Below are 26,950 nucleotides of genomic sequence, written 5' to 3' on the forward strand. Positions count from 1 at the left end.
CCGTTCCGAAGCGGGCGCTCCCTGTTAATCAACAGAAACCATTTAGGCGTGCCGAGGAGGGAAATGACTGCAAATGACGGAAATCGCATTCTCCGGGAGAATGCATGTACCGTACTCCTCCAGAACTGCGGCGGTGACGGACGCGGCTTCCCCATACTCAGCAAGAATGGAAACCAGACCTTGCAGACGGTGAGAGTCGAGATCCGCCGGTTCCGTATAATATATCCACTGATTATTATATTGGTATAGCGCACCTGAGACGGAGAAATTGGTATTCACCGTATGAGCCGCCTCGATGAAATGCTCAAAATCGCGGAAAGCGAAAACGATGGTGTCGCTCTCTTCCAGCGTTACTTCCATTTCATACACATCATCCAGCTCGTCTTCATCCGCGCCGCTCGCATGATGCCCCGCACCATCCCAGCGGGTTCGGGTTACAATGACGACCATGCCTTGGGCAGGCATTGCGAACACTTCTACGGCAAGCGGTCCCGTCGCGTCGAATCCGAGTTCAGTGTAAGCCTGGTCCATCATTTCCGCGAACAGCTCCTGCAGCTTCGTCATCTCGCGCCACAGATCTTCGCGTTGGATCCCGCGCTCCGACAAATCGTCGAACGTAAGAAAAACACGGATTTTGTCTTGGCTCAGACGTTCGATTTTCATGGACAGGACCCTCCTTTGCAACTTCGGTTATAACAGATTATGAAGCAACATATAATATGTGCTGAAAATGGTTCCTTGTAACCTCATGTTATCATTAATTCAAATGTTTTGCACTACATAAAATAGCCTGTTCGCATCTTCTTAGGTATGTACTGGAAATACCCAAAAAAGCCGTCGATGAACGCTCGACGGCTCTTGTTGCCGGTTGCTCGATCAAGACGGCCCGAATCGGCTGCATGATCGTGCAGCCATTCCTTGCTATTTCATTAGTGGCGGGCTTGCTGCTGCATGTCCGCTTTGGCCTCTAACGCTTGAACCGAAGTCTTTAAGGCATCCTGGGCGGTCGCGGCAGCAGCCGAAGAATTCATGGATGAAGGCAGCGGAGCCAGTCCGTTCTCGCTCAGAATCGCATCAACCTTGCGCTTGACTTCCGGATCGCTGTCGATGAGCTGCTTAACTTTGTCCAGGCTGAACTCGTTCGCGTTCGCTTGGCCGGCCGCTTTGGACAAGGCGTTGCCCATATTGGCCAGATTCGTCATCGCAGAATCCATCACTTTGTTTTTCGCTTGGCCCATCACGTCCTGCATCACGTTTCCAGCCACCTGAAGCTTGGACTGCAGGTTCGCAAGCGATCGGCGATCGGCCATATACATGCCAGCGATTACACCGAGAGCCGAACCGGTAAAAAATGCTCTCATATTCACTGCTGTTCCCTCCTCGATTATTAGGATTCAGTAGTTAGTGTGGTCGCCGTTCACCTGAACCATGCGCAATAAATTCAGGAAACAATGGGGCATGCCGTCGCCAGGACAGCCAAGTGCGGTCTTTGCCTGTTAGCGTGCCCGAAGCGTAATGAAATGAACCTCCGGCGGGCTGCACAGGCGGAAAGGGACATGCGAGGTCCCATATCCCCTGCTGATGAATAATCGTGTGTGATGTCCGTCTTTGTCGGAGAACGGATACCAGCCGGCCAAGTATTGGCGGTAAAACTTCCCTGTCCGGATAGGTCCGAGGCCCGGCAAGCAAATTTGGCCGCCATGAGTATGCCCCGACAAAACCAAATCGATGCCCTCCATATTCTCCCCGCGCAGCGAGCGCGGATCATGAGTAACGACGATGGTGCACCCCGGCTGCTCCCGAACGTCAAGCATACTGAGCCTGGCGTTCGTTCTTCCCGTACTGAAGTCATCCCAGCCGACCAGCCATATCCCCGCTCCATCCCGCTCCAGCCGGACGGCTTCATTGTCCAGCAGCTTCACGCCCAATCCCCTCAGCATATCGTCAAGCCTGCGGATATCGGTCTTGTAATCATGATTGCCATGAACGGCAACGACAGGACCAAGGCGCGACAGCATCCGTATGTTATGCCTGCACCGTTCCAGCGGAACGCCGGCTTCCGTTATATCGCCGCCAAGGATGACGAGATCCGCCTTGGCATGCTTCAGCAGAACTGCCATCTCCCGCTCGGTAATGGTCCGGCGATGAATATCAGAAATAAAAAACAAGCGGGTGCCGTCGAAGGATGACGGCAGCCGCCTTAACGACACTTCCTCTTCCACAATGTTACATCCGCTCGCTTCCCGCAACATGTAGCCCGTAACGGCACAGAAGCCCAGTACAACAAGACCGATAACAGCAATCATGGCGAATTATCCCTCCAACGCCATCTTATGCCGCCCCCACAAGAAGAGAGCGATTAAAAGCCCGATAAACAGCAAAAACAATATATTGTAAAACCATTGCGTAATTTTTGCGTAGTTGGAAGGATACAATTCTTTGCGGGATGGCAAATAACGATCTTCATCCTCTTCCTCATCAAGGAGAGCCACCGCTTGATCCCCCGGCTCGTCTCCCTGATGGTTCGATGCTGTTGTCGTGGTGTCTGGATGGGATCCGGCCGGTTCCTTCCCAGGGGCGGAAGCCTTGGGCGCCGAATCTTCCCGCAGCCGGCGCAGCGCAGTGAGCGCCGGACTGTCTTCCATGTCGGGGGCCGCAGATCTGCGTGTGAACCCGCGAAATGACGGGTCTGGCCGCTTCTCGCTCATAACTCCCTCCGAAAGCGTAAAATAAGTCCCATAATCAAATCAATGAAAAAATGAGCCGCAATAGGCGCCCACAATGTTCCCGTCCACTCGTAGACGGTCCCGAGCGCATAGCTGATTAGAAATACCATCAGTGTCGGCAGCCAATGGCGCAAATAGCGGACATGGATCGCGGCGAACAGAATGCTGGTCCAGTACGGACCAAAAGCATGCTGCACCGCCCCCCGGAACAGCAGCTCTTCACATATGCCTACAATAAGGCAAATGACGACAATATGCCACACCGGCCGCTTGCCGAACAGCTTCTCGTTCATGCCCCCGTCATCTGTCATTTCCTCCGGCACGAATTGCGATACGGCAATATCGACGAGCACGACGACGACGGCCAGTCCGGCGCTCCACCACAGCCACTGCCATCCTGCCGGCAGAGCCAGAAGGGCGAACGGATTTCTGCCCTGCAGCCATATCCATATGAGTCCTGCCAGCAGGGTCAAGCCTTGCGTCAGGTACAGGTTAAGGAGCAGGAGGCGATCGTCCAGTTCGTGAACACGAACCTGCCGTTCTTTAAATTGATTCCATTTCTGTTTCATTCGATCCCTGCCTTACCGATATATACACGAAGATGCAAGTAAAGTTGCGACAAACCGACAGATGAATCATATCAGAAAAAATGACTCCGATACAACCTCGGCCATTGCAATCAGCTCGACGCTTCCTCTACAATAGGTAAAGTTAGCAATGATTACCACCCCCCGCCCGATTCGGGCGACACGTTCATTCATGAAGGAGGCAATGCCGCATGTCCAACTTGGTTGTAGAGGCTTTCGTCGAAATTCCGGCTGGAAGCCAAAACAAATATGAGTATGACAAGGAAAAAGGCCGATTCATTCTCGATCGCGTTCTCTACTCCCCGATGCATTATCCAACCGAATACGGGTATGTGAACGATACGCTGGCGGAGGACGGAGATCCGCTTGACATTCTCGTTCTCACCACCTTCCCGACTTTCCCGGGCTGCGTCATCGAGTCCCGCGTCATCGGGGTGCTCATCATGTCCGACGACAAAGGCCGCGACGAGAAGCTCCTCGCCGTGCCGACGAAAGATCCCCGCTGGAATGAAGTGAAATCGCTGCACGACGTGCAGCCGCATCTTTTGCAAGAAATCTCGCACTTCTTCCAAGTCTATAAAGACTTGGAGAACAAGAAGACGACCATCGAAGGCTGGAAGGATGCCGAATTCGCCAAAAATCTGTATGAACAGTGCATTGTCCGATACAACGCAACCAAATAACCGTTTTCACTTCCGATTACGCGGTATTATGCCGTTTTTCTCCCTATTGACACTGATCAGGAAGCGTGATACATTAAATGCAATTTCATGATGTAATACGGTGAAGGAAAAGAACAGATGCGAAGGCCTCCAGAGAGCCGATGGGTGGTGGGAATCGGCGGCGGACCATCCTGTTCCAGCGTTCCGGAGTTGTTGTGCTGAAGCTTGCAGACGGCAAGTGCGTAGGTCCGACCGGCTAGAGCCCGTTACTGCTCGGCATCTCGTTGCGAGATGGTCAAGGTCTGGCGTGCAAGCGCCGGGCGAATAAGGGTGGCACCACGGAAGAAGACTCTCGTCCCTTACTACGGTCGTAGTATGCGGACGGGAGTTTTTTTATAGATAACTATGATTTAGATATTGGGAGGAGATATCCATGTTTAAAGTACTCGTATCGGATCCGATCAGCGATTTCGGCATCCAGCAGCTGGTCGATGCGCAGGATGTGACCGTCCTGAAGAAGACCGGATTGTCGGAAGACGAGCTGATCGACATCATCGGCGATGTCGACGCCCTGCTGGTCCGCAGCCAGACGCGGGTGACGGCGCGCATCATGGAAGCCGCCAAGCAGCTCAAGGTTATCGGACGCGCGGGTGTCGGCGTCGACAACATCGATCTGGAAGCCGCGACGAAGCGTGGAATCATCGTTATCAATGCGCCGGACGGCAACACGATTACGACCTGCGAGCATGCCTTCGCCATGATGATGGCGTTGTCGCGCCATATTCCGCAAGCGTATGTGAAGACGATTAGCGGCGTATGGGACCGCAAATCGTTCCTTGGCGTCGAATTGATGAACAAGACGCTCGGCGTGCTCGGGATGGGCCGAATCGGGAGCGAGGTCGCGAAGCGCGCCAAGGCGTTCGGCATGGAAGTCATCGGCTACGATCCGTTCATGACGGACGAACGGGCGGAGAAGCTTGGCATTAAGCTCGGAACGGTTGACGAGATTATCCGCGCAGCCGATTTCATCACGGTCCATACTCCGCTTACCGACGAGACGCGCCATATGATTTCCCGTCCGCAGTTCGAAGTGATGAAGCGGGGTATGCGCATCATCAACTGCGCGCGCGGCGGCATTATCGATGAACGGGCGCTTATTGAAGCGATTGACGAGGGCATCGTAGCCGGAGCGGCCTTCGACGTGTTCGAGGCGGAACCGCCGGCTGCGGATCATCCGTTCTTGAGTCATCCGAAGATCATTGTCACCCCTCACCTGGGCGCATCGACGGTAGAAGCGCAAGAGAACGTGGCGGTTGATGTCTCCGAGCAGGTGCTGCATATTTTGCGGAACGAACCATTCAAAAATGCGGTGAATATGCCGCCGGTCGCGCCAAGCGTGCTGAAGAAGATCCAGCCTTACTTCAAGCTCGCCGAGAAGCTGGGGCAGTTCGCCGGCCAAATGGCCAAAAGCCCTGTCCTGGAGATCGTCGTCAATTATTGCGGCGACCTGGCCGAGGTGGATACTCAGCCGATTACGCGCCACATCGTCAAAGGCGTTCTGTCCCGCCATCTTGGCTCCGATGTGAATGAAGTCAACTCGATGCATCTGGCCAAGGTCCGCGACATCCATATTTTGGTGGAGAAATCCCATATCGCCAAAGGATTCACCAACCTGCTGACGGTCAAGCTGCGCACCAGCACCGAGGAACGGCTCGTAGCCGGCACGCTGCTGAACGGATACGGAGAACGGATCGTCCAGATCGATAAATATACAGTGGACTTGGTGCCGGAAGGCTATCTCCTTCTTATCTCGCATCATGACAAGCCGGGCGTCATCGGACTGGTCGGCTCCCTGCTCGGCAACAACGGCGTGAACATCGCCACGATGCAGGTAGGACGCAAAATCGCCGGCGGAGACGCGATTATGGTGCTGTCTGTGGACAAGTCGGTGCCGCAGGATGTGCTCGCGGAACTGAAGGCTCATGCGGATATCAATAAAGCGAAAGTCATCGTATTATAACGAAAAGATATTCAGATATAGCAAAAATGCGCGGCTTGTTCCACGAGCAACAAGATTTTGGTAAAAAATCCGTCTTGCTCTGACAACATTAGCGAATTGCCGCACGACACAAAACTCCCTTCTCCGCCAAGCGGAAAAGGGAGTTTTCTCATTTCGTCATCCGTTCTCTTTTTGTGACACCGGGATCGGGAGCTGGATGGTGAACGTTGTCCCCTCGCCCTGGATGCTGTGAACCTGGATAGAGCCCTTGTGGGCCTCCACAATATTTTTGACGATAGCCAGACCCAATCCGGTCCCGCCGGTTGCTTCCCGCTTGCGGGCCTTGTCCGCCTTGTAGAAGCGGTCGAAAATATAGGGGAGATCCTCAGACGGTATGCCCTGGCCGTGGTCCTGAACGACGATGCTGAGCGTCTCTCCGCCGTCGGCGGACATGCCGCGGCTCGTGCCGATGCCTATTTCCTCGCCGGCCGAAGAATGCCGCAGCGCATTGTCCAGCAGATTGGTCAGCACCTGCTCCAGCCGATCCTCGTCGGCGGCGGGCAGCACCGGATCATGCGCTTCGAGCTTCAGCACGATCGGAATCTGCTGCTCCTTCGCGAGCACCGTATATTTGCGATACACGCGGTGAATCAATTCATTCACGTCGGTCTCGTTCCAATGCATCTGCATATGGCCCGATTCCATCTTGGCCAGATCAAGCAGATCTTTGACAAGACGCCCCATGCGCAGCGATTCGTCATGAATGACCTGGACCAGTTCCTGACGTTCCTCCGGAGAGGCGGCGATATCATCCATCAGCGCCTCGCTGTACCCTTGCAGCATCGAGAGCGGGGTCCGGATCTCATGGGACACATTGGCGACGAAGTCCGTCCGCATTTTCTCGAGCTTGACTTCCTCCGTAATATCCCGCAGCACGGCGACCGCCCCGCGCACGCGGCTGTCGGCATGGAGCGGGCCCATCACGACCGACCACACTTCCTTCTGTACGTGAACCCGCGCCGTCACTTCCTTCCCTTCCTTCACGACCGTGTGGAAATAAGGCTTCAACGGATCGGGAACCGCCGAAGATTCGGCCCCTTCCTCCTGAATGTTCCACTCCATCTGATTCCAGGTATTCAGGATCGCTTCACCCTGCGGATTCGTGAGCAGCATCTGGCCGGCCGCGTCGAACGTAATCACCGCGTCGGTCATGCTCCGCAGCACGCTGGCCAGGTGCTCCTTCTCATGCTGCAAATCCTGAATGGTCAGCTTCAGCTCCTCCGCCATATGGTTGAACGTGCGCGACAGCTCGCCGATCTCGTCGGAGGAGCGTATCGTCACCTTCGTGGAGTACTCTCCTTGCCGGATCGTGTCGGCCGCCTCCTTCAGCTTGCGGAGCGGCTGCGTAATCTTCGTGAACAGGAACAACGCGAAGAACGTCGTCAGCGAGAAGCCGGTAATGGCGGTATAGACGAACAATTGCTTAATGTCATTCGGATGCGCGAAGTTGCTGTCAATGTACGGCAGCAGGTATACGCCCAATGTCGCCATGACGAAGGCGACGAGGCCGATGATAGTCATCCATAGCTTTCCGACAATGCTTCGCCAAAATTTCACGTTATTTAGGCACCTCTAACTTGTAACCGACGCCCCATACGGTCGTAATCATGGCCGCCGCCTCCGGAGACACCTTGTTCAGCTTCTCGCGCAGACGCTTCACATGAGTATCCACCGTCCGCAGATCCCCGAAAAATTCGTAGTTCCATACATCCTTCAGCAGTTCCTCGCGCGAGAACACTTTGTCCGGAGATATCGCCAAATAGTGAAGCAGCTCATACTCCTTCGGCGTCAGACTCACTTCCTGGCCGCCCGCCGTGACGCGGTGGGCATCATGCTCAATAACCAAATGAGGGAATACGATATTGTTGCTCGTCTTCGGATCGTTGGTCAAGAACGCCGTCGCCGACGAACGGCGAAGCACCGCCTTGACCCGGTAAATCACTTCGCGCGGACTGAACGGCTTGACCACATAGTCATCCGCCCCCACCTCAAACCCTTGCACCCGGTTCATTTCTTCGCCCTTCGCGGTAAGCATTATGATCGGCGTCGCCTTAACCTGCCGCAGCCGCGTGCATACTTCGATGCCGTCTATTCCCGGCAGCATCACGTCGAGCAGGATCAAATCATAATCTTCGCTTACCGCTTTGCGGAGCGCCATTTCTCCATCTTCCGCCTCATCAATCGCGTACCCCTCTTTTTCCAGATACATTTTGAGCAAGCGGCGAATGCGTTCTTCATCATCAACTACCAGTATGCGATTCACATGTTCAGACATATACGACTCCCCTTCCAATGGTTATACGCGTAACTGGACAGAACAAGAGTCCTGTCCAGTCGCATGCGCAGCTGCCCGGATTATACTCCGGCATAGGAATGCAGCCCGGAGATAATAAGATTGACTCCGACCAAAGTAAACATAACAATCAAAAAGCCAATGACGGCAAGCCAGGACGATTTCGTCCCGATCCAGCTGCGGGACAGGCGCAGATGCAGGTAGGCGCTGTAAAAGAGCCACGTAATGAGCGCCCACACCTCCTTCGGATCCCAGGCCCAGAATCGGGACCAGGCAATCTGCGCCCAGATCATCGCGAAGATAAGCCCGCCCAGCGTAAATACCGGGAAGCCTAGCGCAATGGACCGGTAGCTGATCTCATCGGCCAGCTCCGGATCGACGCCGCGGACAAGCGGTTGAATCGACTTCGCGATCGGCTTCCGGATGAGCAGGCGAATGAGGCCATACAACGCGAGCCCGGCCAGAAGCGACCAGATGACGGTGTTCAGCTTCCGTCCCGCCTGCACGCCCTTCATCCAGCTTGGCGCTTCCATCAGCGGAAGCGAAATGCCGATGAAGCTCGGCACCTTCTGCAAGGAAGCCGAATCGCTGTTGTACGGAGCGACCAGCGGCGGCATTTGATACGTGACCTTTTCCAGCCTCGTCTCGATTTGACCGTTCTTGACGCTCTCCACCTTCTGGTCAATGATGACCTCGTATCCGGCCCCGCGGAAAATAAACACAATCGAGATGAAGCCGACGACGATGACGATGCTGGCCATCGTGAACTCAAGCCATCGCTGCGGCCGGCGCGGCGCACCGGCATCCCAGCGGACCGAGCGCAGCAGATGAAGCAGCCCGGCCAGGAAGCCGACCGCGAAGAACGCGTAGCCAAGCGCGACCATCGTTACATGGATATAGAGCCAGATAGAGTCTAGCTGCGGGATTAGCGGCTGGACTTCACTTGGAAAGACAGAGGCATAACCCATAATGATAACAGCCAGCGGCACCCCGAATGCGCCGAGCACCGTTGAACGGTATATCAGATACACCACGACGAAAGCGGCAATAATCATCATCGCCAGGAAGGACATAAATTCGTACATATTGCTGACCGGAATATGTCCTGCGCCAATCCAGCGCGTGAAGAAGTAGGCGGCCTGCGCCAAGAAGCCGATAAGCGTCACGGCGAACGCTATCTTCCCCCACTTCCGCTCCCGGCGGCCGGAAGCCTGGGATTTGCCGCCTCCCAGGGCGAACACGAACAGAATGAACGCGATGCAGAACAAGAAAAATGCGACGATATAGGCATCCTGGCTAAATTGTAGCAGATTCAAGCCTTATTCCCCCCACGATCTATCATTTTGGAATCCACCTGCACATCGGCGGCCGCCAATGCTCGTGCCACTTCATTGCGCAAGCCGAACCAATTTTTGTTCGTATGCGCTCCCAATGCCAGATTCTGTCCATCCAGCCGCAGCCACACGCGGCGGTGCTGCCAGTAGAAGCCCATAATAAGACCGATCATGCTGATGGCGGCTCCGATCCAGATGAACGGCATCGCCGTATCCTTGCGTACCGTCAGGTAGCTCATGGATTCGGACATCGTCACATCATTCATGGACGGCACGCGCAGCTCGAACTGCTCCGCCATCTTGCCGTTGATGACATCCTGTTGGAAGCGGACCTTGTCTTTTTGCAGCGGGAAATAGAGATAAGGCTCTCCTTCATCCGATAAGCCAGGTCCCTTAATCAGGAAAATAAAAGCGGGAGCATTCGGCTCCTGCGACAGATTCGTCGGCTCGCCTTTGCTGTTCAAGCCAAAGTCCATGAATTTGCTCGTTAATTCCAGGGTATAAGGCCCTACCTTATACTCGCGTTCCGTCCGGTTCACTTTCAGCTCAAATTGCCCATATACTTCGCCGGTAGCCGGATTCCGGAGCTCAGGCTTGACCGCCACGAGCTTCGGCGTCAGATCGAAATCGAACTGATACGCCGAGATGCCATCGTATTCCAACGGCTCGTTGACCCGGATATCATGCTGGTGAACCTTCTCCAGCACCGGCTCTGCGACCGGATCGTCGCACTTGTCGACGCAGCGGAACAGGGTCGCCTTCGTCTCGAACAGCTTCGGGAACACCCGGCCTTCCTTGACGAATTGCTCCGGCATCTCGTCTTCCGAGTAATACTCGACCTTGAAATGATCATTTTGCAAATAGTACGGCGTATTCGGAATCTCCCGCGGCTCACCCTGCGGAAATCCGGCATAATACTCCATATGCCATCCCGGAATGCTTCTTGCCAGCACCGCCAGCAGGAAGACGATAAGCCCGATATGGTTGATATAAGGCCCCCAGCGGCTGAAGCGGTTCTTCTCCGCGAGCAGCGCCCCATCGTCGCGGACGATATGGTAGCCGCGCTTCTTGAGGGCGTCCGACATTGTGTCCAGCCACGCCTCCGGCTCCTCCTGGATGTCGCCCTGATAGACGACGCGCTGCCGCGTAATGAATTGCTCATGCTTGCGAACCTTTTGCTTATGTAAGGCGCGGTACAGCGGAAGGACCCGGTCCAGACTGCATATGACGAGTGAAGCCCCGATCATGACGAGCAGCATAATGAACCACCACGATTCATACGTATGGGACAAGCCGAGCAAATAATAGATATGCCCGAGCGTGCCATAGGTCTGCTTGTAGTAGGTCGCGGCGTCGATCGAGATAAAATTGCTTTCCTGCGGATAAATGGTTCCGAGAGAAGCCCCGATCAGCGTAATGATAATAATGATGATCGCGATTTTGACCGAAGAGAAAAAGTTCCATATCCGGTCAATCCATGAAGGATTCGCTTTTTGCGATTTGCGGGCGACGCCGTCATATCTCATTTCGAGCACCGCATCGGACCCGGGCTCCTCGTTTTGCGGTTTGCCGCAGGCTTCGCACAACACCGTTCCTACGGCATTCTGATGCCCGCATTCACATTTCGTGTTGACAAACGCCACGTCATTGCCCCCCTTCCATATCCCGGTTAGGTGCCTGTAATCTGCTGAAGATAAGCATTCAGCTGATCAGGGGATAATTCTCCGATATGGATGGCGTGGACCTTGCCGTCCGGCTTAATGAAAAACGTGGTCGGCATCGGCCCGATACCGAACGCCTTGATCGCCTTTTTCTTCTGATCCAGCAGCATCGTGAAATGCACGTTCACTTTTCTCATATAATTCTCGACGACCAGAGCATCTTCCCCCGCATTGACGCCGACAACCTCGACCCCGCGTTCCTTCCAGTCATCTGCCGTACTTTGCAAGGCGGGCATTTCCCGCTCGCACGGCTCGCACCATGATCCCCAGAAATTCAGGACGACCGTCTTCTCCCGGTAATCGCTTAACTGAACCAGATCGCCCTGCACGTTCTGCAGTGTCAGGTTCGGTATCGCGTCCCCGGCTTTCGGCGTCTCCGACTTCTTGAAGGCAGAGCTGACAGCGAAGCCGCCGAGCAGCAGGATGCCCGCTAAAATAATGATTTGGACTGTCTTATTGCGTTTTCCCATCATCTACGCCCCTTCCAGAGGTTGTTCAAAATCCGGTTTTGATCACGAAGAGATTCGGGAAGTAACGCGGCATCGAATCTTGCATTCACTCTCGAAGTCCGCTGCTCATGTAGTATTGCCTACACTGCGCTGCTCCTTCTTCGAGTTCAAGCAACCTTCTCGGTGCTGAAAACCGGATTTGCTGAACACTTATTACTATGACTTTTTTCACAATCAGGCAGAAGAGTTGCTACAATTTCCGCACACCATCCACGATCATTATAATTCATTGGTTGAGCGCCCCCTCTTCCTTAATATGAAAATTATGTGTCATAGCAACGGGAAACAAACCCCACGCCTGCCGGGTTCGTTCCGACCGATTCAAGAATCGGCTCAGGCCTCTGTGCGGTTCGCCTTGATCGCCATCTTCAGTTCGTTGACCTCGGATTTGGTCAGATGACGGAATTTGCCCCGTGGAATCCCTTGCAGGAAGATGTTGCCGAATTGAACCCGCTTCAGCTTCACGACAGGATGCCCAATCGCTTCGAACATCCGGCGGACCTGGCGGTTGCGACCTTCATAGATCGTAATGCTGATCGTGGCCGATTTGCGCTCCATATCGACATCATGATATTCCACCTCGGCCGGCTGCGTCATGCCGTCCTCAAGCTGAATGCCCTCTCTCAGCTTCTCCAGCAGATCGCCGTGAGGAATGCCCTTGACGGTCGCGTGATACGTCTTCGCGACATGATGGCGCGGATGCATAAGCATATTCGCGAGATCGCCGTCATTGGTCAGAAGCAGCAGCCCTTCCGTATCATAATCAAGCCGGCCTACCGGATAGACCCGTGCCCCGATGCCCTTGACGAAATCAAGCACCGTTTTGCGCCCTTCCGGGTCGGACATGCTCGTAATGACCCCTTTCGGCTTGTGGAAGGCGGCATATACTTTGTTGGCATTTGCAGTAATCGGCTTGCCGTTCACGGTAATGATGTCTGTCGCGGGATCCGCCTTGACCCCTAACGCGGTCACGACCTCTCCGTTAACCTCCACCTTTCCGTCCAGTATCAATTGTTCACATTTGCGGCGCGACGCAACCCCTGCGTTTGCCATAATTTTTTGCAATCGTTCTTCCATCGATGTCTGTCACCTCAAACCTATGATATCCTTTTGTGAACAAGACCACAAGCCGGAGGTTCAAAATATTGTCGAAATCCATAACAAAGGGGGTGTCCCAAAAGTAGTATTCAACTACATTGAGACAGCCCCCTGATTCTCAAAGCTCGACTCGCCGACAAACTGCAAATATACACCATTCCTTGATGAAGTGTACTCCGTTACAGGGAATCCTGCAAAACGGCATCAATTTCAGACTATCCAATCGATAAAAGACAAAAATCGATGAAAATAATGTACTATTCAGGCTGTTGGAAAACCCCTGTTTTTTACGAAGGGGTGGAGATTGTCCATTTACCTAATCAAAACTTGGCACGCATAGCGTTTTAAGTCGATTTTTTCTACTGAGAGACGAGATCCACCATATAAAAAATAAAGTGGAGAAAATTCCCACAGACTTCTCAACGGCCTGATTTTACGGGATCCAAGAGACCGCGTCGGATCCTGGGGGCATCATCGCCTCGTTGCCTCTCGGGGCTTGAACGTGTGGAGGGAATTGCTGCTATTTTACAGGAATTTCGGCTCAATGGGTCCACATCCCGAGGAATTGCTGCAAATCTACATCATTTATGGCCCTCTTGCTTCAAGTCGAAGCAAAACGGGTGAAATTCCTGCAGTTTTGCAGGATTCGCTTTCTGGTAAAGTCGTCCATATCGAATTGCTGTATTTCCGCAGGATTTTGCTTACCGAATAGAAGTGTCTGGAGAAATCGTGTAGTTTTGCGGATTTCGCCTACCGGATAGACGTGTCTAGGGAAATGGTGCAGTTTTCAGGTCGTTGGAAACCCCTGTTTTTTACGAAGGGGTGGAGATTGTCCATTTTCCTACTCAAAACTTGGCACGCATAGCGTTTTAAATCGATTTTTTCTACTGAGAGACGAGATCCACCACATAAAAAATGAAGTGCCAAAAAATCCCTTGGACTTTCTCAACAGCCTGACTATTGCAGGAATTTCATCAAATAGCGGCTGAAAGAACAGAAATTGCTGCAGATTTCACTCCTTCATCCATCTTCCACCGTTTTTGCGCACCGCCGTTTTTCCGAACTGTACAGTTTCTATGCGAGTGTATCTGAACTTTACAGTTTCTATCCGAGTGTATCCGTTTTTCCGAAATGTCCAGTTTCTAACCTAGCGTTTCCGTTTTTCCGAACTGTACATTCTCTATCGAGCGTCTCCGTTTTTCCCGTATCCACATTCGCTGTTGACTCGTCACCTCAATCATTTTGCAATGCTTATGAGACGCTCCCTTCCCATGATTCGATTCCGCCATGTCACCCGAAGACGAGCAAACAGACGATAATGGCGGCTACAAATCCGACCAAATCGGAGAACAAGCCCACCTTGAGCGCATAGCGTCCCTTGCGGATGCCGATCGCTCCGAAATAGACCATCAGCACATACAGCGTCGTATCCGTGCTGCCCTGAACGGTGGAAGCCATTCGTCCGATCATGGAATCCGCGCCGTAGGTCTTAATCAGATCGGTCGTAAAAGCGAGCGAACCCGCACCCGTTATCGGCCGCAGGAAGGCAAGCGGCAGCACCTCGCTCGGCACGCCGAACCAGTTGAGCAGCGGAGCGAACCAGCCGACGATCCACTCCATCGCCCCGGAGGCCCGGAACACGCTGATGGCAACCATCATCCCCACGAGTGCAGGAATGATGTTGATCGAGGTCTGGAAGCCGTCCTTAGCCCCTTCCACGAATGATTCATAGACGGGGATGCGCTTGAAATACGCGTATAAAGGGATGAAGACGATAATGGCCGGGATGGCCCATGCAGAAATAAGCGACACTACAGCATACATGAGCAGCCGTCCTTTCCGAACGAGTGATGAATTCCCTCTTCAGCCAATGGCGCTTGACCGCATGACCGGGCCTGCCCGGTCTTAGTCAGGCATCGGCGGCACGCCAAGCCCGGTCTGGCCGGTTCCGGCCGTCTTGCTCGGCGGGCGGGCCGAAGCCCGGTTGCGGTACCACCGATCGGCCGCAATCGCGGCAGCCGTCGCCACCATCGTAGCCAGCAGCGTCGTCCCCACGATCTCAGCCGGATTGGCCGATCCGAAATTCATTCGAATCGCGATGAGCGTCGTCGGAATCAGCGTGATGCTGGACGTATTGATCGCGAGCAAGGTGCACATCGCCGGCGTCGCCGTCTCCTTGTCCGGATTCAGCTTCTGCAGCTCTTGCATCGCCCGTATCCCCATCGGCGTCGCCGCATTCCCCAGTCCGAGCAGATTCGCGCTCATATTGGACATGATGTACCCGAGCGCCGGATGATTGGGCGGCACGTCCGGGAACAAAAAGCGGACGACCGGGCCAAGCGCCTTCGCGACTTTAGCCAGCAGGCCGCCGTCTTCTGCGATGCGCATCATCCCCAGCCAGAACACCATCACGCTAATCAGACCGAAGCTGACCGTCACTCCGGTCTTCGCTCCGTCAAAAACGGCCTCCGTTACCGCCTCAATCCGCCCTTGAGCGGCTGCCGCGATAAACCCGACCAGCAGCATGAACATCCATATTGCATTGACCATCGTTCTCCCCCCTTATGACATCCGGCGTCCCCTTCCCTGACCATTAGCGCGCATGAAATAACGAGCCTGCCGCGGTCCGCATCCCGTGGAACCATCTGGCGGCGGCGGAAGCCTCCTTGCCCGTTCCAGCCCCGTCGCCGCCTGCCGCAGCTTCCTCCAGCTGGACGGAAATCAGCGGCTCCCCGTCCAGCTCATAACGAAGCGAACCGCGATAGCCTAACCGGTAATCGAGACTTCCCGCCGGTATCAGCCGCACGGACGACTTGACCCGGTCGCGCTCGTCCGCTCCGAGCGGGTAGGCGACAGAGGCCGAAGCTTGAAGATGCTCGTAGCCTTGGATCTTGTCGCCCTTGGCGACCAGCGGTACCGCCGGAAAGGCCGAGAACCCGTAATTAAGCAAGCGGGAATGATCGAGCCAGTCGTTGCCGTCATTGAGCGTCACGACCGCCAGCTGCTGGCCGTTCCTCGTCGCCGAGCTGACGAGACAGCGAAGCGCTTTGGACGTATAACCGGTCTTCACCCCGTCGGCACCCTCGTACAACTGCAGCATCTTGTTCTTATTCGTCCATCTATAATCCCATTTCTCATTCGGATTCGGCACGGTCTTCACCTTTGTACGCACAATCTCCTGGAAGGTCGGGTTATGAAGCGCGTACGCGGACAGCCGGGCCAGGTCGTTCGCCGTCGTATAATGCCCGTCGGCATCCAGCCCATGCGGGTTGCGGAATTGCGTCTTTTCCAGTCCAAGCATTTCCGCCTTCTCATTCATCATGTACACGAACCCTTCTTCAGACCCGCCGACATGCTCTGCGATAGCGACGGCGGCATCGTTGCCGGAGCGCAGCATCAACCCGTACAGCAGATGGTGGAGGCTCATTTCCTCGCCTCTGCGCAGGAATAAGGAGGAGCCTTCCTTGGCGAAAGCCCGCTTGCTCGTCTTCACGGCATCGCTTAGCTTCCCGGTTTCAATCGCCACGATGGCGGTCATAATTTTCGTGGTGCTTGCCATCGGAAGCGGCTCTTCGCCATTCCGGCTATACAGAATACGCCCGCTTGCGACGTCGATCAGCGCCGCGGCCTTGGCATGGATGGCGGGGGGCTTTATCCGCTCGGCAAGGGGTTCGGGCTCGCGTTCGGGTTCAGCCTGCACAACCATCCCCGTAGTATCGGAAAATCCCGCGCTTCCGTACCACGCCTCGCTGAACGGGCTAAGGACAAGAAGCACGGAACTAATGAGCAGCAGTTTTTTGGTGAATCCCGCATTGGTGAATCGGATCATAGGGTCCTCCTTTTTGTGATGCCAGTCCAATTGTTACCATGTGTATGCTTGTCTTCTCCCAGGTATGCGGAAGGAGACGAGAAATAACGGAAGCAGACGAGAAAACATGCGAAAGAAGACGCAGACAGAACGACAAACAGCGCCAAGCCCGCCTCCTCCTTCGCACATCGCATAGCAGATGGGGAAGGCAGGCGAACTTGACGCTTCTGCGTGTAAGAAGCATTACGATATCACGCCTCTTCTTCATTCGGTCCGTCGTAACGGTCGCGCGTGAACATCGCTTCTATCCGATCAATCACGCTTGGCGTGACGTCGATAATCCGTTCGAGCAGATGGGTCTGATTATCAAGCGATACGACGTTGATGCCTTGCGGGCCAACGACAAGGAACGCAATCGGGGTCAAACAAACGCCGCCCCCGCTTCCGCCGCCGAACGGCATGGCATGATTCGATTGCCGATCCTCATGCCCGTTCCCGGATCCGGTTCGACGCGGATCAATCCGGAAGTCGCTCCCGCCCGCAGCGAAGCCGAAAGCGACTCTGCTGATGGGAAGAATAACGCTGCCGTCCGGGGTCTGAACCGGATCGCCAACGATCGCGTTCACATCGACCATTGCCTTGATATTCTCGAACGCAGCTTGCATCAATCCTTCGACAGGATGTTCTGCCATTGCCTTGAGTCCTCCTCCGCATATATAAAATAGTGCCGTTCCAAAAGCCGCATATGGCTTTTTCCACACCTATCCCCACATCAGGTACTGCCTGCACGTGCATAGCTTGCGCACAAATAAAGCGTAGTATGTATAGGCTAGCTCTGTACTTTCCGTGTACTGGCGTTCGCCAGCGTCCGCCGCCACATGCGGATTCCCCCTTCGGCACGCACAATGCGGAAGACAAGCCGGGCCAGCGAGCGAACGACATGGCCGAATCGTATCTCGGCGATACAGACGATGCGGGTGGAGAAGTACGGATGATCAAATTGAGGTGTAATCTCCAGAATAGGATAATCCTGAAAACGAAGAATATAGCTTAGCTTGCCGACAAGCCATGACTTGACGGACCAGGTCGTGCCCGTGACGATGGCGGTTCCGGCCGGATCGCTAAGCCCGATCTCCGTCTCCCAGATGAACAGACTGCACTTCATCTTGTCCATCGTCTCCTCAAGCCACTCGACAATGCCTCTTGTATGCCGGACCAGCCGCTTGATCCGTCGGGCGTACTTGGCAACCGTCCGCCGGTTCACCTTACTTCTTTTTTTATCCTGGCTTCTCCCGCCGAAGTTCTCCTTCTTGTTCTGCTTCAGATCGAAGCCTTCCTCCATATTGAGGAAGCGGATAGATCGCCATTCGTACCGCCAGCGAATCCATCCGTAGAAGGCCCGGATAATAAGGAAGACGCGCTCATGCTTATCCGCTTTGTGGATGACCAGCTTGCATTGAATGGTCGAGAAGAGAATCAGGAAGAGCAGCATGGCGATGACCGCTGCGATGCCTGCCATAATCCATATCCCCATAGTCTGCCTCCGATCCGAATGATTTCCTGAACTAACCGTATTATGGCCTTTTATCCAATCAGACATGCAAGAAGTTCCATCGCCGCATTGATGAGGCGGATACCGGGGACGGCAAAGCCCGCCACAGATCGACTGACGTCGTCCATTGGCGGGCTCGTTGATGCCTTTTTATTTCAGCTCTTATTCATTTCATTCGCTCTGCCGCTCTCAGGCTACCTCCCGCTCATCCTTAACGCGGGTCAGCCAAGATCCAATTCATCCGTGTCAAGCGATTGGCCCGGCGCGAGTTCAACGCCCTGAATGCCGATCACTTTCAGTTGGGACACGAAGGCCGCGCCATCCTGTTCAATCGGCGGGAACGTATTGTAATGAATCGGGATGACGACCTTCGCCTTGCTCCATTGCGCCGCCAGAAGCGCGTCCTCCGGATCCATCGTGAAGAAGCTGCCGATTGGCAAAAAGGCGATGTCCGGCTTATACCGCTCTCCGATCAGCTTCATGTCGCTGAACAAGGCGGTATCTCCGGCATGGTAGACGGTCAATCCATCCATCTGAAGCACGATTCCCGCCGGGTTGCCCAAATATTGAGCCTGCCCGTTCACCGTTACCGAAGAGCTGTGGAGGGCATTGACCCATTTGATCGAGCCGAAGTCGAACGTGCCTCCTCCGCCCAGATTCATGCCGATGGCGCGCGCTCCCTGCTGCTCCATGTAGTCGGCCAGCTCCACGATGGCCAATATGGTGGCTTCATTCCGCTTCGCAATGTCTGCCGCGTCGGCGATATGATCGCCATGGCCGTGGGTAAGAAGCACATAATCCGCCTGAATCTGATCCGGCGCGGCCTTGGCGGCCGGATTGCCCGTCAAGAACGGGTCGATGATAAGCCGATGCTTCCCGGTATCGATTTCGACGCAGGCATGCCCATGAAACTGAATACGCATTTTAACGATCTCCTCCTTCTTCGTTCACATCTTCAATCGTCAGCTGCCGTCCTTCTAATTTCTCGAACAACAGCTGCGTCTCCTCCTCCAAGCCTTCACTTTGTTCGAAGGCCGAGGCTTCCGGCAGCTCGGACAAGCTGGCGAGCCCGAAATAATCAAGAAACGCACGCGTCGTGCCGTATAGAATCGGCCTTCCGATCGCTTCAGCCCGGCCCGTTTCTTCGATCAGGTCTTTGTTCACAAGCGTCTGAATGGCCCGATCGGATTTGACGCCGCGAATCTCCTCGATCTCCACGCGAGTGATTGGCTGGCGGTATGCCACGATGGCCAGCGTCTCGAGCGCCGCCTGGGACAAAGACGAGCGGGAAGGCGAATAGGCCATCCGTTCGAAATAAGGCGCATGATCCGGCAAGGTCGTCAATTGATACATGCCGGCAATGGCCACGATCTGGATTCCGCGCTTCGAACGCTCCATGTCCGCCTGCAAATCATGCAGCGCCTCCATGACGATTTCCTGCCGCTGTTCCGTAATTTCTGCGATTTGCTTACTATTTAAACCTTCATCTCCCGCCATAAACAGGAGGCCTTCAATAATCGACTTCAACGTCTGAAAGTCCATCGTCTTCCACATCCCCTTGCCACTGAATCACAATTTCATCGAATACCCGATCTTGAAAACAACGAATCTGCTTCATCTTCATTAATTCCAGCACCGCAAGGAACGTCACGACCACCTCGTGGCGGTTCAATTGCTCGCTCAGCAGCTTGGAGAACAGCAGCTTGCCTCCCCTTCCCACCGGCCGCAGAACGGTGACGATATCGCGAATCCGATCCTTCACGGAAATCTCGTCGCGATGAATCGTGGCGACCATCGTGCGCCGGGATGCTTTGCGCAGCGCCTTCTGGAAGGCGGCAATCAAGTCCGACACATGGAGCCCTTCCACCGGATTCGACGGCTTCGAAGGCATGAACGGAGTCAGATCCTCCGGTTCCTTCGTGAACAGCAGGCTTCGCTCCGACTCCTTTTCCCGCAAATGCTCGGCGATTCCTTTGTACTTCCGGTATTCAATCAGCTTGCGGATCAGCTCCGCTCGCGGATCCAGTTCCTCTTCTTCGTAGTCCATCATGTCGTCGTCCCATTCCATGACAGGCGGCTTCGGTAAGAGCTGCTGGGACTTCATCGCTAACAGGGTCGCTGCCATAACGAGAAACTCGCTCGTAATATCCAATTCCAATTCCTTCATGCTATGTAAATAATCCATATATTGATCGGTGATCTCGCTGATCGAGATATCCTGAATAGCAATCTCCGCTTGATCGATAAGGTGAAGCAGCAGATCAAGCGGCCCTTCGAACAGCTCCAGCTTGTAAGTGACGGACACGAACGTTCCTCCCGTAAAAAACAAATGTAGCGCCCTATTATAAAGGCATGTACCTCTATAAAGGGCACTACATTAAATAAGCACTATTTCAACTGATTCGTCAAGTTTGCCATTTCAATTGCCGTTGCGGCTGCTTCCCAGCCCTTGTTGCCGGCCTTCGTGCCTGCGCGCTCGATCGCCTGCTCGATCGAATCCGTCGTCAGCACGCCGAACACGGTTGGCACGCCTGTTTTCATATTCACTTGGGCGACCCCTTTGGCCGTCTCGCTGCACACATAATCGAAATGCGGTGTAGAACCGCGAATGACTGCGCCCAACGTGATCACCGCATCATATTTGCCGCTTTCCGCCATTTTCTGGGCGATAAGCGGAATCTCGAACGCGCCGGGAACCCAGGCGACCGAGATCTCCTCGTCCTTCACGCCGTGGCGCTTCAGCGCATCCAGTGCACCGGACAGCAGCTTGGAGACGATGAATTCATTGAAGCGTCCGGCAACGATGCCATATTTTAATCCTTCCGATACTAAATGACCCTCAAATACATGTGGCATAGGTAAAACCTCCTGATGGAATATAGTTTGCTGTGCTGATTGCTAGCTTGCGGTTCAGGTTTCGATTTGTTCGTTCTGCTCGATGTCATCGAATACAAGCATATGTCCGAGCTTCGCTGCCTTCGTATGCAGATAACGCGTATTGTCTTCGTTTTCCTGCATCTGAATCGGCACCCGCTCGACAATTTCCAGGCCGTAGCCTTCAAGTCCTCTGATCTTGCGGGGATTGTTCGTCATGAGCCGGATGTGGCGGACGCCGAGATCCTTCAGAATCTGCGCGCCGATTCCGTAATCCCGCAGATCCGCCGGGAACCCGAGCTTCAGGTTCGCGTCCACCGTATCCAGGCCTTGTTCCTGAAGCTTGTACGCTTTCAGCTTATTAATGAGGCCGATCCCCCGGCCTTCCTGGCGCATATAGAGGAGCACGCCGTTCCCTTCCCGCTCAATTGCGCGCAAGGCGGCGGCGAACTGAGGCCCGCAGTCGCAGCGGTGAGAATGGAACACATCGCCGGTCAGACATTCGGAATGGACCCGGACCAACACCGGACTCGTACCGTCGATCTCGCCCTTGACCAAGGCGACATGCTCCTTGTTGTCGACCTCGTTCGTGTAGGCGATCGCCCGGAACACGCCGAAGTCGGTAGGCATGTTGACTTCGACTTCGCGCCGGACCAGATTCTCCTTCTCGTTGCGATAATGAATCAGATCTTTGATGCAAATGAGCTTCAAGCCGTGCTTCTGCTTAATCTCTATCAGGTCTGGCAGCCGCGCCATCGTCCCGTCTTCCTTGATCACCTCGCAGATGACCCCCGCCGGCGACGCTCCGCACAGGCGGGCCAGGTCGACGGCCGCTTCGGTATGGCCTGCGCGGCGCAGAACGCCGCCCCGCTTCGCGATAAGCGGGAAAATGTGGCCCGGACGACGGAAGTCCGCCGCTTGCGCCTTCGGATCGAGCATCTTCTGAATCGTCAGCGAGCGTTCATAGGCCGAGATGCCTGTCGATGTCTCCACGTGGTCGATCGACACCGTGAAGGCCGTCCCGTGATTGTCGGTGTTATGCGTAACCATCGGCGGCAGATCGAGTTCTTCTGCCCGCTCGGGCGTAATCGGCACGCAGACGAGCCCGCGGCCCTCGGTAATCATGAAGTTGATCGCATCCGGCGTAGCCTTGTCTGCAAGCGCCACGAAGTCGCCTTCGTTCTCGCGATCCTCGTCATCGACGACGATGATCACTTTGCCTTCCATTAAGTCTCGTATGGCATCCTCTATCGTATCGAACTGAAATTGTTCACTCATCGCCCTTCCCCCTTTGCATGATGTCACATAAAGCCGTGTTCCGCCAAAAAGGCGCTGCTGATGCGAGAGCTTCCGCCAGTGGCGGAGCGGCTGCCGAAGGCCAGCAAATGATCGACATATTTGGCCAGCACGTCGCATTCGATATTGACCGTGTCTCCCGGCTGCTTGCCATGCAGCGCCGTCTCGGCTAGCGTATGCGGAATAATCGAGACGGCGAACATGCCCTCCTCCGCCCGGGCCAGGGTGAGGCTAATCCCATCCACGGTAACCGATCCCCGGGGGATCATATACTTCGCCATGCCCGGATCCTCGGCCAGGAATTCGAACACAACCGCATTCGCCTGCGCCGTCCGGCGCATAATGCGCGCCAGCCCGTCGACATGGCCCTGTACGATATGTCCGCCGAAGCGGCCGTCCGCCGCCATGGCCCGTTCCAGATTGACCGGAGCGCCCGGCTGCAAATCCTTCAAGTTCGTATGCCGGAACGTCTCCGGCATGACATCCGCCATGAAGGAGCCGGAGTCATAGGAGACCGAGGTCAGGCATACTCCGTTCACGGCGATGCTGTCCCCGATCTTCATCCCTTCCAGCACTTTCGCGGCACGGATATGCAGCACCATCGCTTCTCCGCGCTTCGTCACGGCCTGCAGCCGGCCGACTTCTTCAACGAGTCCCGTGAACATCGTCGCTTCCTCCCTTCTCATCCAGCGTTGCGGCAATCCGTTCAAACACCGTGCCGAACGGATATCCGCTAATGCAAACATTGTCTCCTAGAGTTTCCACCCGCGTATGCCGGAGCCGGTACGCGTCGTTCATCCGGCTTATGCCATCGAAGGCGAAGTTGGCCGGCGACCCCGCACCGCCGACAATCGTCGGCGCATAGAACAGCACGACCCGATCCACCCAGCGGCCCTCCAGCATCGCGCCATTCAGGCGGCCGCCGCCCTCCAGCAGGATGGAGCCGATCTCCTGGCTTCCGCACCATTCCATCATTCGCCGCAGATCGACCTGCGGCCCGTCGCCCGCCGCGATAACCTGCACGCCGCGAGCCTCCAGCTCTTCCCGCTTCTTGGCGTCCACCCGGGAAGTCGTGAACACGATCGTCGGCGCGGAGCGGTCGGCGACGACCTTCGCCTCCAGCGGCAGCCGCAGCTGTGAATCGACGATAAGCCTCGTCGGATGAAGTCCCGGTACCGCAAGCCGCGTCGTCAGCGAAGGATTGTCGGCCAGCACCGTGCCGATACCGGCCATAATCGCCTGATGGCGGTGCCGCATCGCGTGCACCCGTTCCCGGGCCTGCTCGTTGGAGATCCACCGGCTGTCGCCCGTATGCGTCGCGATGCGGCCATCCAGCGTGCTCGCCGTCTTGAGCGTGACGTACGGCAAACCGGTCGTGATGTACTTGGCGAACATCTCGATGAGCGCCTCGGCCGCGGGCTGGAGCACGCCCGCCACCACCTCGACGCCCTGCTCACGCAGCAGCTTGGCTCCCCGGCCGCTGACCGCCGGGTTCGGATCGAGGCTGCCGATGACGACGCGCTTGATTCCGGCTTCCAGCAGGCGAAGGCTGCATGGAGGCGTCTTGCCGTAGTGGCTGCAAGGCTCGAGCGTGACATAGGCGGTAGCGCCGCGTGCGGCTTCGCCGGCCATCTGCAGCGCATGCACCTCCGCGTGGCCTTCGCCGCGCTGCAGGTGGGCCCCCAGACCGACGACCCTGCCTTCGCGGACGATGACGCAGCCGACGGCCGGATTGATGCTGGTCTGTCCCATGGCCCGTTCCGCCATATCCAGCGCCAGCTTCATATAGAACTCGTCATTGATTACCGCATGCACCAGAGCGTCCCTCCTTCTTTTTACAGCTTGCCCCATCGCAGCAAAAAACCCTTCGGAATCCTCCGAAGGGCTAGGTTGTTGAGCTTACAGGTATGTACTCTTTTTCATCATAGGTACAGTCAAATAAACAGTCCGGCATCGTTCGCGAAAAAGACGCAACCGCCTCCCGCGTACGACAAATAAACCGGCTGAATATCGGTAACTGAAAAAACTATGTGAAAAAAAGAACTAAAAAGAGTTAAAAAGAAAACTCTTCTCCTGACGCCCTTCTCCCATCCAGACTATACTGTCGGCTCTGGAGTTGCACCAGATCCACCGTTCGAACGAAGTTCGCCCGGGTCACGGACTAAGGAAGACGATAGCCGTCAACTGCGCTACCGTTCCATCACCGCCGGTCGGGAATTGCACCCTGCCCTGAAGGTTCAGCAGATATCATATTGAGTAATCAACAATCGATTACGTAACGGATCTTATCATTTCAAGCGGAAAAAGGCAAGGCTATCCCTCACCTTTGTATTCGACGCCTCAGCCCAAGACGTCTGGATCAAAAAAGCGGGTTCTGCGTCGCCACACAAACCCGCCCAAAATAGCATCCGTGGAAAACTACGTATGATACCACCAAAAATAAGCTACCACAAAAAGCAGTGCGTTCCAAGATGTAATGTATTCACAGCATAGTAGCTTTGAAAAGGGCACCTGGTAAGGCCTGGCCTCTCATCAGACAAGTGACCTTTTCATAGCACAGTTAAAGTGAGATTTTCAAGAATAGGTGACAGACTCCCCCTCACCTTACCTTCTCCGCCGGGCCGCGATCACGATCAAATAGGCGGCCAACACGAGCACCACTCCGATAGAGTCGACCGCAACATCGGCGAGATGTCCGGTCCGCCCGGGTACGAAGGTCTGGTGCCATTCATCGGAGCAGGCGTATAAAACGGCAATCAGGCCGCTCCCCGCCGCTACCAGTCCCTTCGAACGGACGCGGGCCGACAGCGTCAGGATAAGCAGCAGCGTCAGCAGGGCGAACTCGGCGATATGCCCGCATTTGCGGATAAAAAATTCGACGAAATGGTAAGGCTCCCGCCACGACACAAGACTCCCGTCATAGAAAAATTCCCAGCGCGGAACATAACGAAGCAGCTTCTCTTCGGAGACGAAAGAGCCGAGCGCCGGCTTCATATCCTGAACCGAATACGGTTCGGCCGATTTCATGAAGATAAACGCCATCCAGGCGATGGTCAAAATGAACCATAGAAGGCCTAACCGGCTTCTCTTGCGCATAGATTCGCATGCCCCTTTCTATTTAGAGCTTCCAGCCCGTTCAATTCGCCTGTCTTGTACGCTGGATTCTCATCGTCTGAGCCGGCTTCTGCTGCTTCGGAGAAGCCATATTCGATCCCGACTTCTTTTGGGCCGTCTTGACGGCCTGCGCAGCCTTTGCCGCTTCGCGCTCATAATGGGCCTTCGCTTTCAGCACTCTTTTCGTATAGGCGCTGTCCAGCGTGCCTTTGTCCTGAATCCAGCGCTTGGATCCATATCTACCACGATTATAAGCGAGGAGCATCGCTTTTTCCAGGTCATCGCCCTTATACTTGTCCTTCCAATAAGCGCGGCATTCGAGCAGTTCGGCCAGGCCGAGCAGAATATTGTCTTTCGGCTCGAACATATCGAGATTCGGGCGCCCGATCGCTTTGGACAGCCGCGATACGTTGACGGAGTTCATTTGCACGAGCCCGTAATCCTCCGTCCCGTTTGGATTGCTGTGCACCAGGTCTGTATCGAAGTTGCTTTCCACTTTGATCAAAGCCAAAAAGGTAATATAATCAATCTTCTTTTTGCGCGTTTCCTTCCAGATCATATCAAGCACGTCATCCGGCAGCTTAATCGACGGAATGTGCGGACGAATGGGCGCCTCGCTCTTTGCCGACGCTGATTGAATACGAACCTCTTTTTCTTTACCGCTGCTCTTATGCAAGTCTACTTGCCGCGCTTGACGTTCCATTTCCAGCTCGAATACGAGCGGCACCCGATCCATATACTCCTGATACGTTGCCGTCTCTCTGTTCAGTCCGTCCAGGCTGCAGGATGTAAGAACAATTGCCGCGCCTACGACGGTTATGACACCTTTCCTCATGTTCATCTCCTCTTAATGACCCTACCCCGACTTCGTCGGTACCGATAACCGGTTGCGTTTCTCTCTATCTCTGCTTATTCAAACTTGGTCAGCTTGAAACAAATCATGGTATTTCCGATTCTCATCAGGGGACATGTGAGATATACGGGAAGGCGGAAATGATAGAAGCGATGTAATACGGATGCAATGGATTGGATTGAAAAAGGAGGCGTTCATATGGGGGATCAGTGCAAAATAATCGTTGCTTGCCCGGCATCGAACGATTCCGGGAGACGATTACCTATTCGCTTCAACCTGATTTGTTGTCAATAGCTTCGGGTCTGTTCTGATTGGCATAAGCCGCCTGCTTGCGTTGTCGCTGCCGGCCGGCTGGACTGCCATGTTAACTAGGGAACGCATGTTCGTTCTTTCCTAGCATTTTATCATCTTCTATGATTATACGCAATATTTTTATCTTGTCTAATGTTTCTGAATGTAAAAAA

Annotated in this window: 28 protein-coding genes and 1 riboswitch; of the genes, 3 read left to right on the forward strand and 25 right to left on the reverse strand. The window is 54.9% G+C overall.

All coding sequences use genetic code 11. The features are described from left to right. Positions 1-42 precede the first annotated feature (42 nt). The 5 genes from NNL35_RS21110 to NNL35_RS21130 all read right to left on the reverse strand — a co-directional run bounded on the left by NNL35_RS21110 (position 43) and on the right by NNL35_RS21130 (position 3,295). Entirely contained in the window at positions 43-663 is a 621-nt protein-coding gene (locus NNL35_RS21110; protein ID WP_254553690.1) for a genetic competence negative regulator, read from the reverse strand. Positions 664-929: 266 nt separating this feature from the next. Further along, a complete protein-coding gene (locus tag NNL35_RS21115; protein WP_111157028.1) occupies positions 930-1,361 on the reverse strand; it encodes a DNA-directed RNA polymerase in 432 nt (143 codons plus the stop codon). Positions 1,362-1,496: 135 nt separating this feature from the next. Beyond that, entirely contained in the window at positions 1,497-2,306 is an 810-nt protein-coding gene (locus NNL35_RS21120) for a metallophosphoesterase (protein ID WP_254553691.1), read from the reverse strand. Positions 2,307-2,312: 6 nt separating this feature from the next. After that, complete coding sequence (locus NNL35_RS21125) at positions 2,313-2,708, reverse strand: hypothetical protein (protein ID WP_133381242.1); 396 nt, start codon at positions 2,706-2,708, stop codon at positions 2,313-2,315. Further along, positions 2,705-3,295 (reverse strand): CPBP family intramembrane glutamic endopeptidase, encoded by a 591-nt coding sequence (locus NNL35_RS21130; RefSeq protein WP_111157017.1) that lies wholly within the window; start codon positions 3,293-3,295, stop codon positions 2,705-2,707. Before NNL35_RS21130 ends, NNL35_RS21125 begins: the two co-directional genes overlap by 4 nt. Before the next feature lie 209 nt (positions 3,296-3,504). Between NNL35_RS21130 and NNL35_RS21135 the strand changes: the two genes are divergently transcribed. Both NNL35_RS21135 and serA read left to right on the forward strand, forming a co-directional pair. Then, positions 3,505-3,996 carry an inorganic diphosphatase gene (locus NNL35_RS21135; protein ID WP_254553692.1) on the forward strand — a complete coding sequence of 164 codons (492 nt, stop codon included), beginning with the start codon at positions 3,505-3,507 and terminating at the stop codon, positions 3,994-3,996. A 412-nt stretch (positions 3,997-4,408) separates the two neighbouring features. Further along, entirely contained in the window at positions 4,409-5,995 is a 1,587-nt protein-coding gene (serA, locus tag NNL35_RS21140; RefSeq protein ID WP_133381245.1) for a phosphoglycerate dehydrogenase, read from the forward strand. Between the two features lie 156 nt (positions 5,996-6,151). On the opposite strand, the gene NNL35_RS21145 is transcribed toward serA, so the two are convergent. The 6 genes from NNL35_RS21145 to NNL35_RS21170 form a co-directional block, all read right to left on the reverse strand. Continuing rightward, entirely contained in the window at positions 6,152-7,591 is a 1,440-nt protein-coding gene (locus NNL35_RS21145) for a sensor histidine kinase (RefSeq protein ID WP_254553693.1), read from the reverse strand. 1 nt (position 7,592) lies between these two features. Beyond that, entirely contained in the window at positions 7,593-8,309 is a 717-nt protein-coding gene (locus NNL35_RS21150; protein ID WP_111157021.1) for a response regulator transcription factor, read from the reverse strand. A gap of 80 nt (positions 8,310-8,389) precedes the next feature. Continuing rightward, positions 8,390-9,643 (reverse strand): cytochrome c biogenesis protein CcsA, encoded by a 1,254-nt coding sequence (gene ccsA, locus NNL35_RS21155; protein WP_111157022.1) that lies wholly within the window; start codon positions 9,641-9,643, stop codon positions 8,390-8,392. Beyond that, positions 9,640-11,304, reverse strand: a complete 1,665-nt coding sequence (gene resB, locus NNL35_RS21160) for a cytochrome c biogenesis protein ResB (protein WP_254553694.1) — start codon at positions 11,302-11,304, stop codon at positions 9,640-9,642. The genes ccsA and resB overlap by 4 nt, the downstream gene beginning before the upstream one ends. A 26-nt stretch (positions 11,305-11,330) precedes the next feature. Next, positions 11,331-11,852, reverse strand: a complete 522-nt coding sequence (locus NNL35_RS21165; RefSeq protein ID WP_254553695.1) for a redoxin domain-containing protein — start codon at positions 11,850-11,852, stop codon at positions 11,331-11,333. 372 nt (positions 11,853-12,224) lie between these two features. Then, a complete protein-coding gene (locus tag NNL35_RS21170; protein WP_111157025.1) occupies positions 12,225-12,968 on the reverse strand; it encodes a pseudouridine synthase in 744 nt (247 codons plus the stop codon). 565 nt (positions 12,969-13,533) lie between these two features. Here NNL35_RS21170 and NNL35_RS21175 point away from each other — a divergent pair. After that, positions 13,534-13,701, forward strand: coding sequence for a hypothetical protein (locus NNL35_RS21175; protein ID WP_254553696.1), 168 nt, complete (start codon positions 13,534-13,536; stop codon positions 13,699-13,701). Between the two features lie 578 nt (positions 13,702-14,279). On the opposite strand, the gene NNL35_RS21180 is transcribed toward NNL35_RS21175, so the two are convergent. The 14 genes from NNL35_RS21180 to NNL35_RS21245 all read right to left on the reverse strand — a co-directional run bounded on the left by NNL35_RS21180 (position 14,280) and on the right by NNL35_RS21245 (position 26,468). Beyond that, positions 14,280-14,813 carry a spore maturation protein gene (locus NNL35_RS21180; RefSeq protein ID WP_006676823.1) on the reverse strand — a complete coding sequence of 178 codons (534 nt, stop codon included), beginning with the start codon at positions 14,811-14,813 and terminating at the stop codon, positions 14,280-14,282. 81 nt (positions 14,814-14,894) lie between these two features. Next, positions 14,895-15,539 carry a nucleoside recognition domain-containing protein gene (locus NNL35_RS21185; RefSeq protein ID WP_006676822.1) on the reverse strand — a complete coding sequence of 215 codons (645 nt, stop codon included), beginning with the start codon at positions 15,537-15,539 and terminating at the stop codon, positions 14,895-14,897. A gap of 43 nt (positions 15,540-15,582) precedes the next feature. Further along, positions 15,583-16,818, reverse strand: a complete 1,236-nt coding sequence (locus NNL35_RS21190) for a D-alanyl-D-alanine carboxypeptidase family protein (RefSeq protein ID WP_006676821.1) — start codon at positions 16,816-16,818, stop codon at positions 15,583-15,585. A gap of 230 nt (positions 16,819-17,048) precedes the next feature. Next, positions 17,049-17,489: a GerW family sporulation protein gene (gene ytfJ, locus NNL35_RS21195; RefSeq protein WP_006676820.1), complete on the reverse strand. Its 441-nt coding sequence runs from the start codon at positions 17,487-17,489 to the stop codon at positions 17,049-17,051. 137 nt (positions 17,490-17,626) lie between these two features. After that, positions 17,627-18,331: a DUF2953 domain-containing protein gene (locus tag NNL35_RS21200; protein ID WP_006676819.1), complete on the reverse strand. Its 705-nt coding sequence runs from the start codon at positions 18,329-18,331 to the stop codon at positions 17,627-17,629. A 239-nt stretch (positions 18,332-18,570) separates the two neighbouring features. Continuing rightward, positions 18,571-19,272 (reverse strand): metal-dependent hydrolase, encoded by a 702-nt coding sequence (locus NNL35_RS21205; RefSeq protein ID WP_006676818.1) that lies wholly within the window; start codon positions 19,270-19,272, stop codon positions 18,571-18,573. A gap of 1 nt (position 19,273) precedes the next feature. Continuing rightward, complete coding sequence (gene scpB / locus NNL35_RS21210) at positions 19,274-19,891, reverse strand: SMC-Scp complex subunit ScpB (protein WP_040731143.1); 618 nt, start codon at positions 19,889-19,891, stop codon at positions 19,274-19,276. Next, positions 19,860-20,654 (reverse strand): segregation and condensation protein A, encoded by a 795-nt coding sequence (locus NNL35_RS21215; protein WP_006676816.1) that lies wholly within the window; start codon positions 20,652-20,654, stop codon positions 19,860-19,862. The genes scpB and NNL35_RS21215 overlap by 32 nt, the downstream gene beginning before the upstream one ends. Positions 20,655-20,737: 83 nt before the next feature. After that, positions 20,738-21,205 (reverse strand): 6,7-dimethyl-8-ribityllumazine synthase, encoded by a 468-nt coding sequence (ribH, locus tag NNL35_RS21220; protein ID WP_006676815.1) that lies wholly within the window; start codon positions 21,203-21,205, stop codon positions 20,738-20,740. A gap of 54 nt (positions 21,206-21,259) precedes the next feature. Next, complete coding sequence (locus tag NNL35_RS21225) at positions 21,260-22,501, reverse strand: bifunctional 3,4-dihydroxy-2-butanone-4-phosphate synthase/GTP cyclohydrolase II (protein WP_040731140.1); 1,242 nt, start codon at positions 22,499-22,501, stop codon at positions 21,260-21,262. Between the two features lie 23 nt (positions 22,502-22,524). Then, positions 22,525-23,184: a riboflavin synthase gene (ribE, locus tag NNL35_RS21230; protein WP_006676813.1), complete on the reverse strand. Its 660-nt coding sequence runs from the start codon at positions 23,182-23,184 to the stop codon at positions 22,525-22,527. Beyond that, on the reverse strand, positions 23,165-24,334 hold the full coding sequence (gene ribD, locus NNL35_RS21235) for a bifunctional diaminohydroxyphosphoribosylaminopyrimidine deaminase/5-amino-6-(5-phosphoribosylamino)uracil reductase RibD (RefSeq protein ID WP_006676812.1): 1,170 nt from the start codon (positions 24,332-24,334) through the stop codon (positions 23,165-23,167). The genes ribE and ribD overlap by 20 nt, the downstream gene beginning before the upstream one ends. A 260-nt stretch (positions 24,335-24,594) precedes the next feature. Beyond that, a riboswitch (FMN riboswitch) is annotated at positions 24,595-24,760 on the reverse strand. 363 nt (positions 24,761-25,123) lie between these two features. Further along, on the reverse strand, positions 25,124-25,615 hold the full coding sequence (locus tag NNL35_RS21240) for a VanZ family protein (RefSeq protein WP_006676811.1): 492 nt from the start codon (positions 25,613-25,615) through the stop codon (positions 25,124-25,126). 40 nt (positions 25,616-25,655) lie between these two features. After that, positions 25,656-26,468 (reverse strand): transglycosylase SLT domain-containing protein, encoded by an 813-nt coding sequence (locus NNL35_RS21245; RefSeq protein ID WP_006676810.1) that lies wholly within the window; start codon positions 26,466-26,468, stop codon positions 25,656-25,658. Between the last annotated feature and the right edge of the window lie 482 nt (positions 26,469-26,950).

Source organism: Paenibacillus dendritiformis, from assembly GCF_945605565.1.
Lineage (GTDB): Bacteria > Bacillota > Bacilli > Paenibacillales > Paenibacillaceae > Paenibacillus_B > Paenibacillus_B dendritiformis_A.

Bases quoted from the DNA above. Each gene is read 5' to 3' on its own strand.
- NNL35_RS21110 (WP_254553690.1), bottom strand. From the start codon at position 663: ATGAAAATCGAACGTCTGAGCCAAGACAAAATCCGTGTTTTTCTTACG.
- NNL35_RS21115 (WP_111157028.1), bottom strand. From the start codon at position 1,361: ATGAGAGCATTTTTTACCGGTTCGGCTCTCGGTGTAATCGCTGGCATG.
- NNL35_RS21120 (WP_254553691.1), bottom strand. From the start codon at position 2,306: ATGATTGCTGTTATCGGTCTTGTTGTACTGGGCTTCTGTGCCGTTACG.
- NNL35_RS21125 (WP_133381242.1), bottom strand. From the start codon at position 2,708: ATGAGCGAGAAGCGGCCAGACCCGTCATTTCGCGGGTTCACACGCAGA.
- NNL35_RS21130 (WP_111157017.1), bottom strand. From the start codon at position 3,295: ATGAAACAGAAATGGAATCAATTTAAAGAACGGCAGGTTCGTGTTCAC.
- NNL35_RS21135 (WP_254553692.1), top strand. From the start codon at position 3,505: ATGTCCAACTTGGTTGTAGAGGCTTTCGTCGAAATTCCGGCTGGAAGC.
- serA (WP_133381245.1), top strand. From the start codon at position 4,409: ATGTTTAAAGTACTCGTATCGGATCCGATCAGCGATTTCGGCATCCAG.
- NNL35_RS21150 (WP_111157021.1), bottom strand. From the start codon at position 8,309: ATGTCTGAACATGTGAATCGCATACTGGTAGTTGATGATGAAGAACGC.
- NNL35_RS21165 (WP_254553695.1), bottom strand. From the start codon at position 11,852: ATGGGAAAACGCAATAAGACAGTCCAAATCATTATTTTAGCGGGCATC.
- NNL35_RS21170 (WP_111157025.1), bottom strand. From the start codon at position 12,968: ATGGAAGAACGATTGCAAAAAATTATGGCAAACGCAGGGGTTGCGTCG.
- NNL35_RS21175 (WP_254553696.1), top strand. From the start codon at position 13,534: ATGGGTCCACATCCCGAGGAATTGCTGCAAATCTACATCATTTATGGC.
- NNL35_RS21180 (WP_006676823.1), bottom strand. From the start codon at position 14,813: ATGTATGCTGTAGTGTCGCTTATTTCTGCATGGGCCATCCCGGCCATT.
- NNL35_RS21185 (WP_006676822.1), bottom strand. From the start codon at position 15,539: ATGGTCAATGCAATATGGATGTTCATGCTGCTGGTCGGGTTTATCGCG.
- NNL35_RS21190 (WP_006676821.1), bottom strand. From the start codon at position 16,818: ATGATCCGATTCACCAATGCGGGATTCACCAAAAAACTGCTGCTCATT.
- ytfJ (WP_006676820.1), bottom strand. From the start codon at position 17,489: ATGGCAGAACATCCTGTCGAAGGATTGATGCAAGCTGCGTTCGAGAAT.
- NNL35_RS21200 (WP_006676819.1), bottom strand. From the start codon at position 18,331: ATGGGGATATGGATTATGGCAGGCATCGCAGCGGTCATCGCCATGCTG.
- NNL35_RS21205 (WP_006676818.1), bottom strand. From the start codon at position 19,272: ATGCGTATTCAGTTTCATGGGCATGCCTGCGTCGAAATCGATACCGGG.
- scpB (WP_040731143.1), bottom strand. From the start codon at position 19,891: ATGGACTTTCAGACGTTGAAGTCGATTATTGAAGGCCTCCTGTTTATG.
- ribH (WP_006676815.1), bottom strand. From the start codon at position 21,205: ATGCCACATGTATTTGAGGGTCATTTAGTATCGGAAGGATTAAAATAT.
- NNL35_RS21225 (WP_040731140.1), bottom strand. From the start codon at position 22,501: ATGAGTGAACAATTTCAGTTCGATACGATAGAGGATGCCATACGAGAC.
- ribE (WP_006676813.1), bottom strand. From the start codon at position 23,184: ATGTTCACGGGACTCGTTGAAGAAGTCGGCCGGCTGCAGGCCGTGACG.
- NNL35_RS21240 (WP_006676811.1), bottom strand. From the start codon at position 25,615: ATGCGCAAGAGAAGCCGGTTAGGCCTTCTATGGTTCATTTTGACCATC.
- NNL35_RS21245 (WP_006676810.1), bottom strand. From the start codon at position 26,468: ATGAGGAAAGGTGTCATAACCGTCGTAGGCGCGGCAATTGTTCTTACA.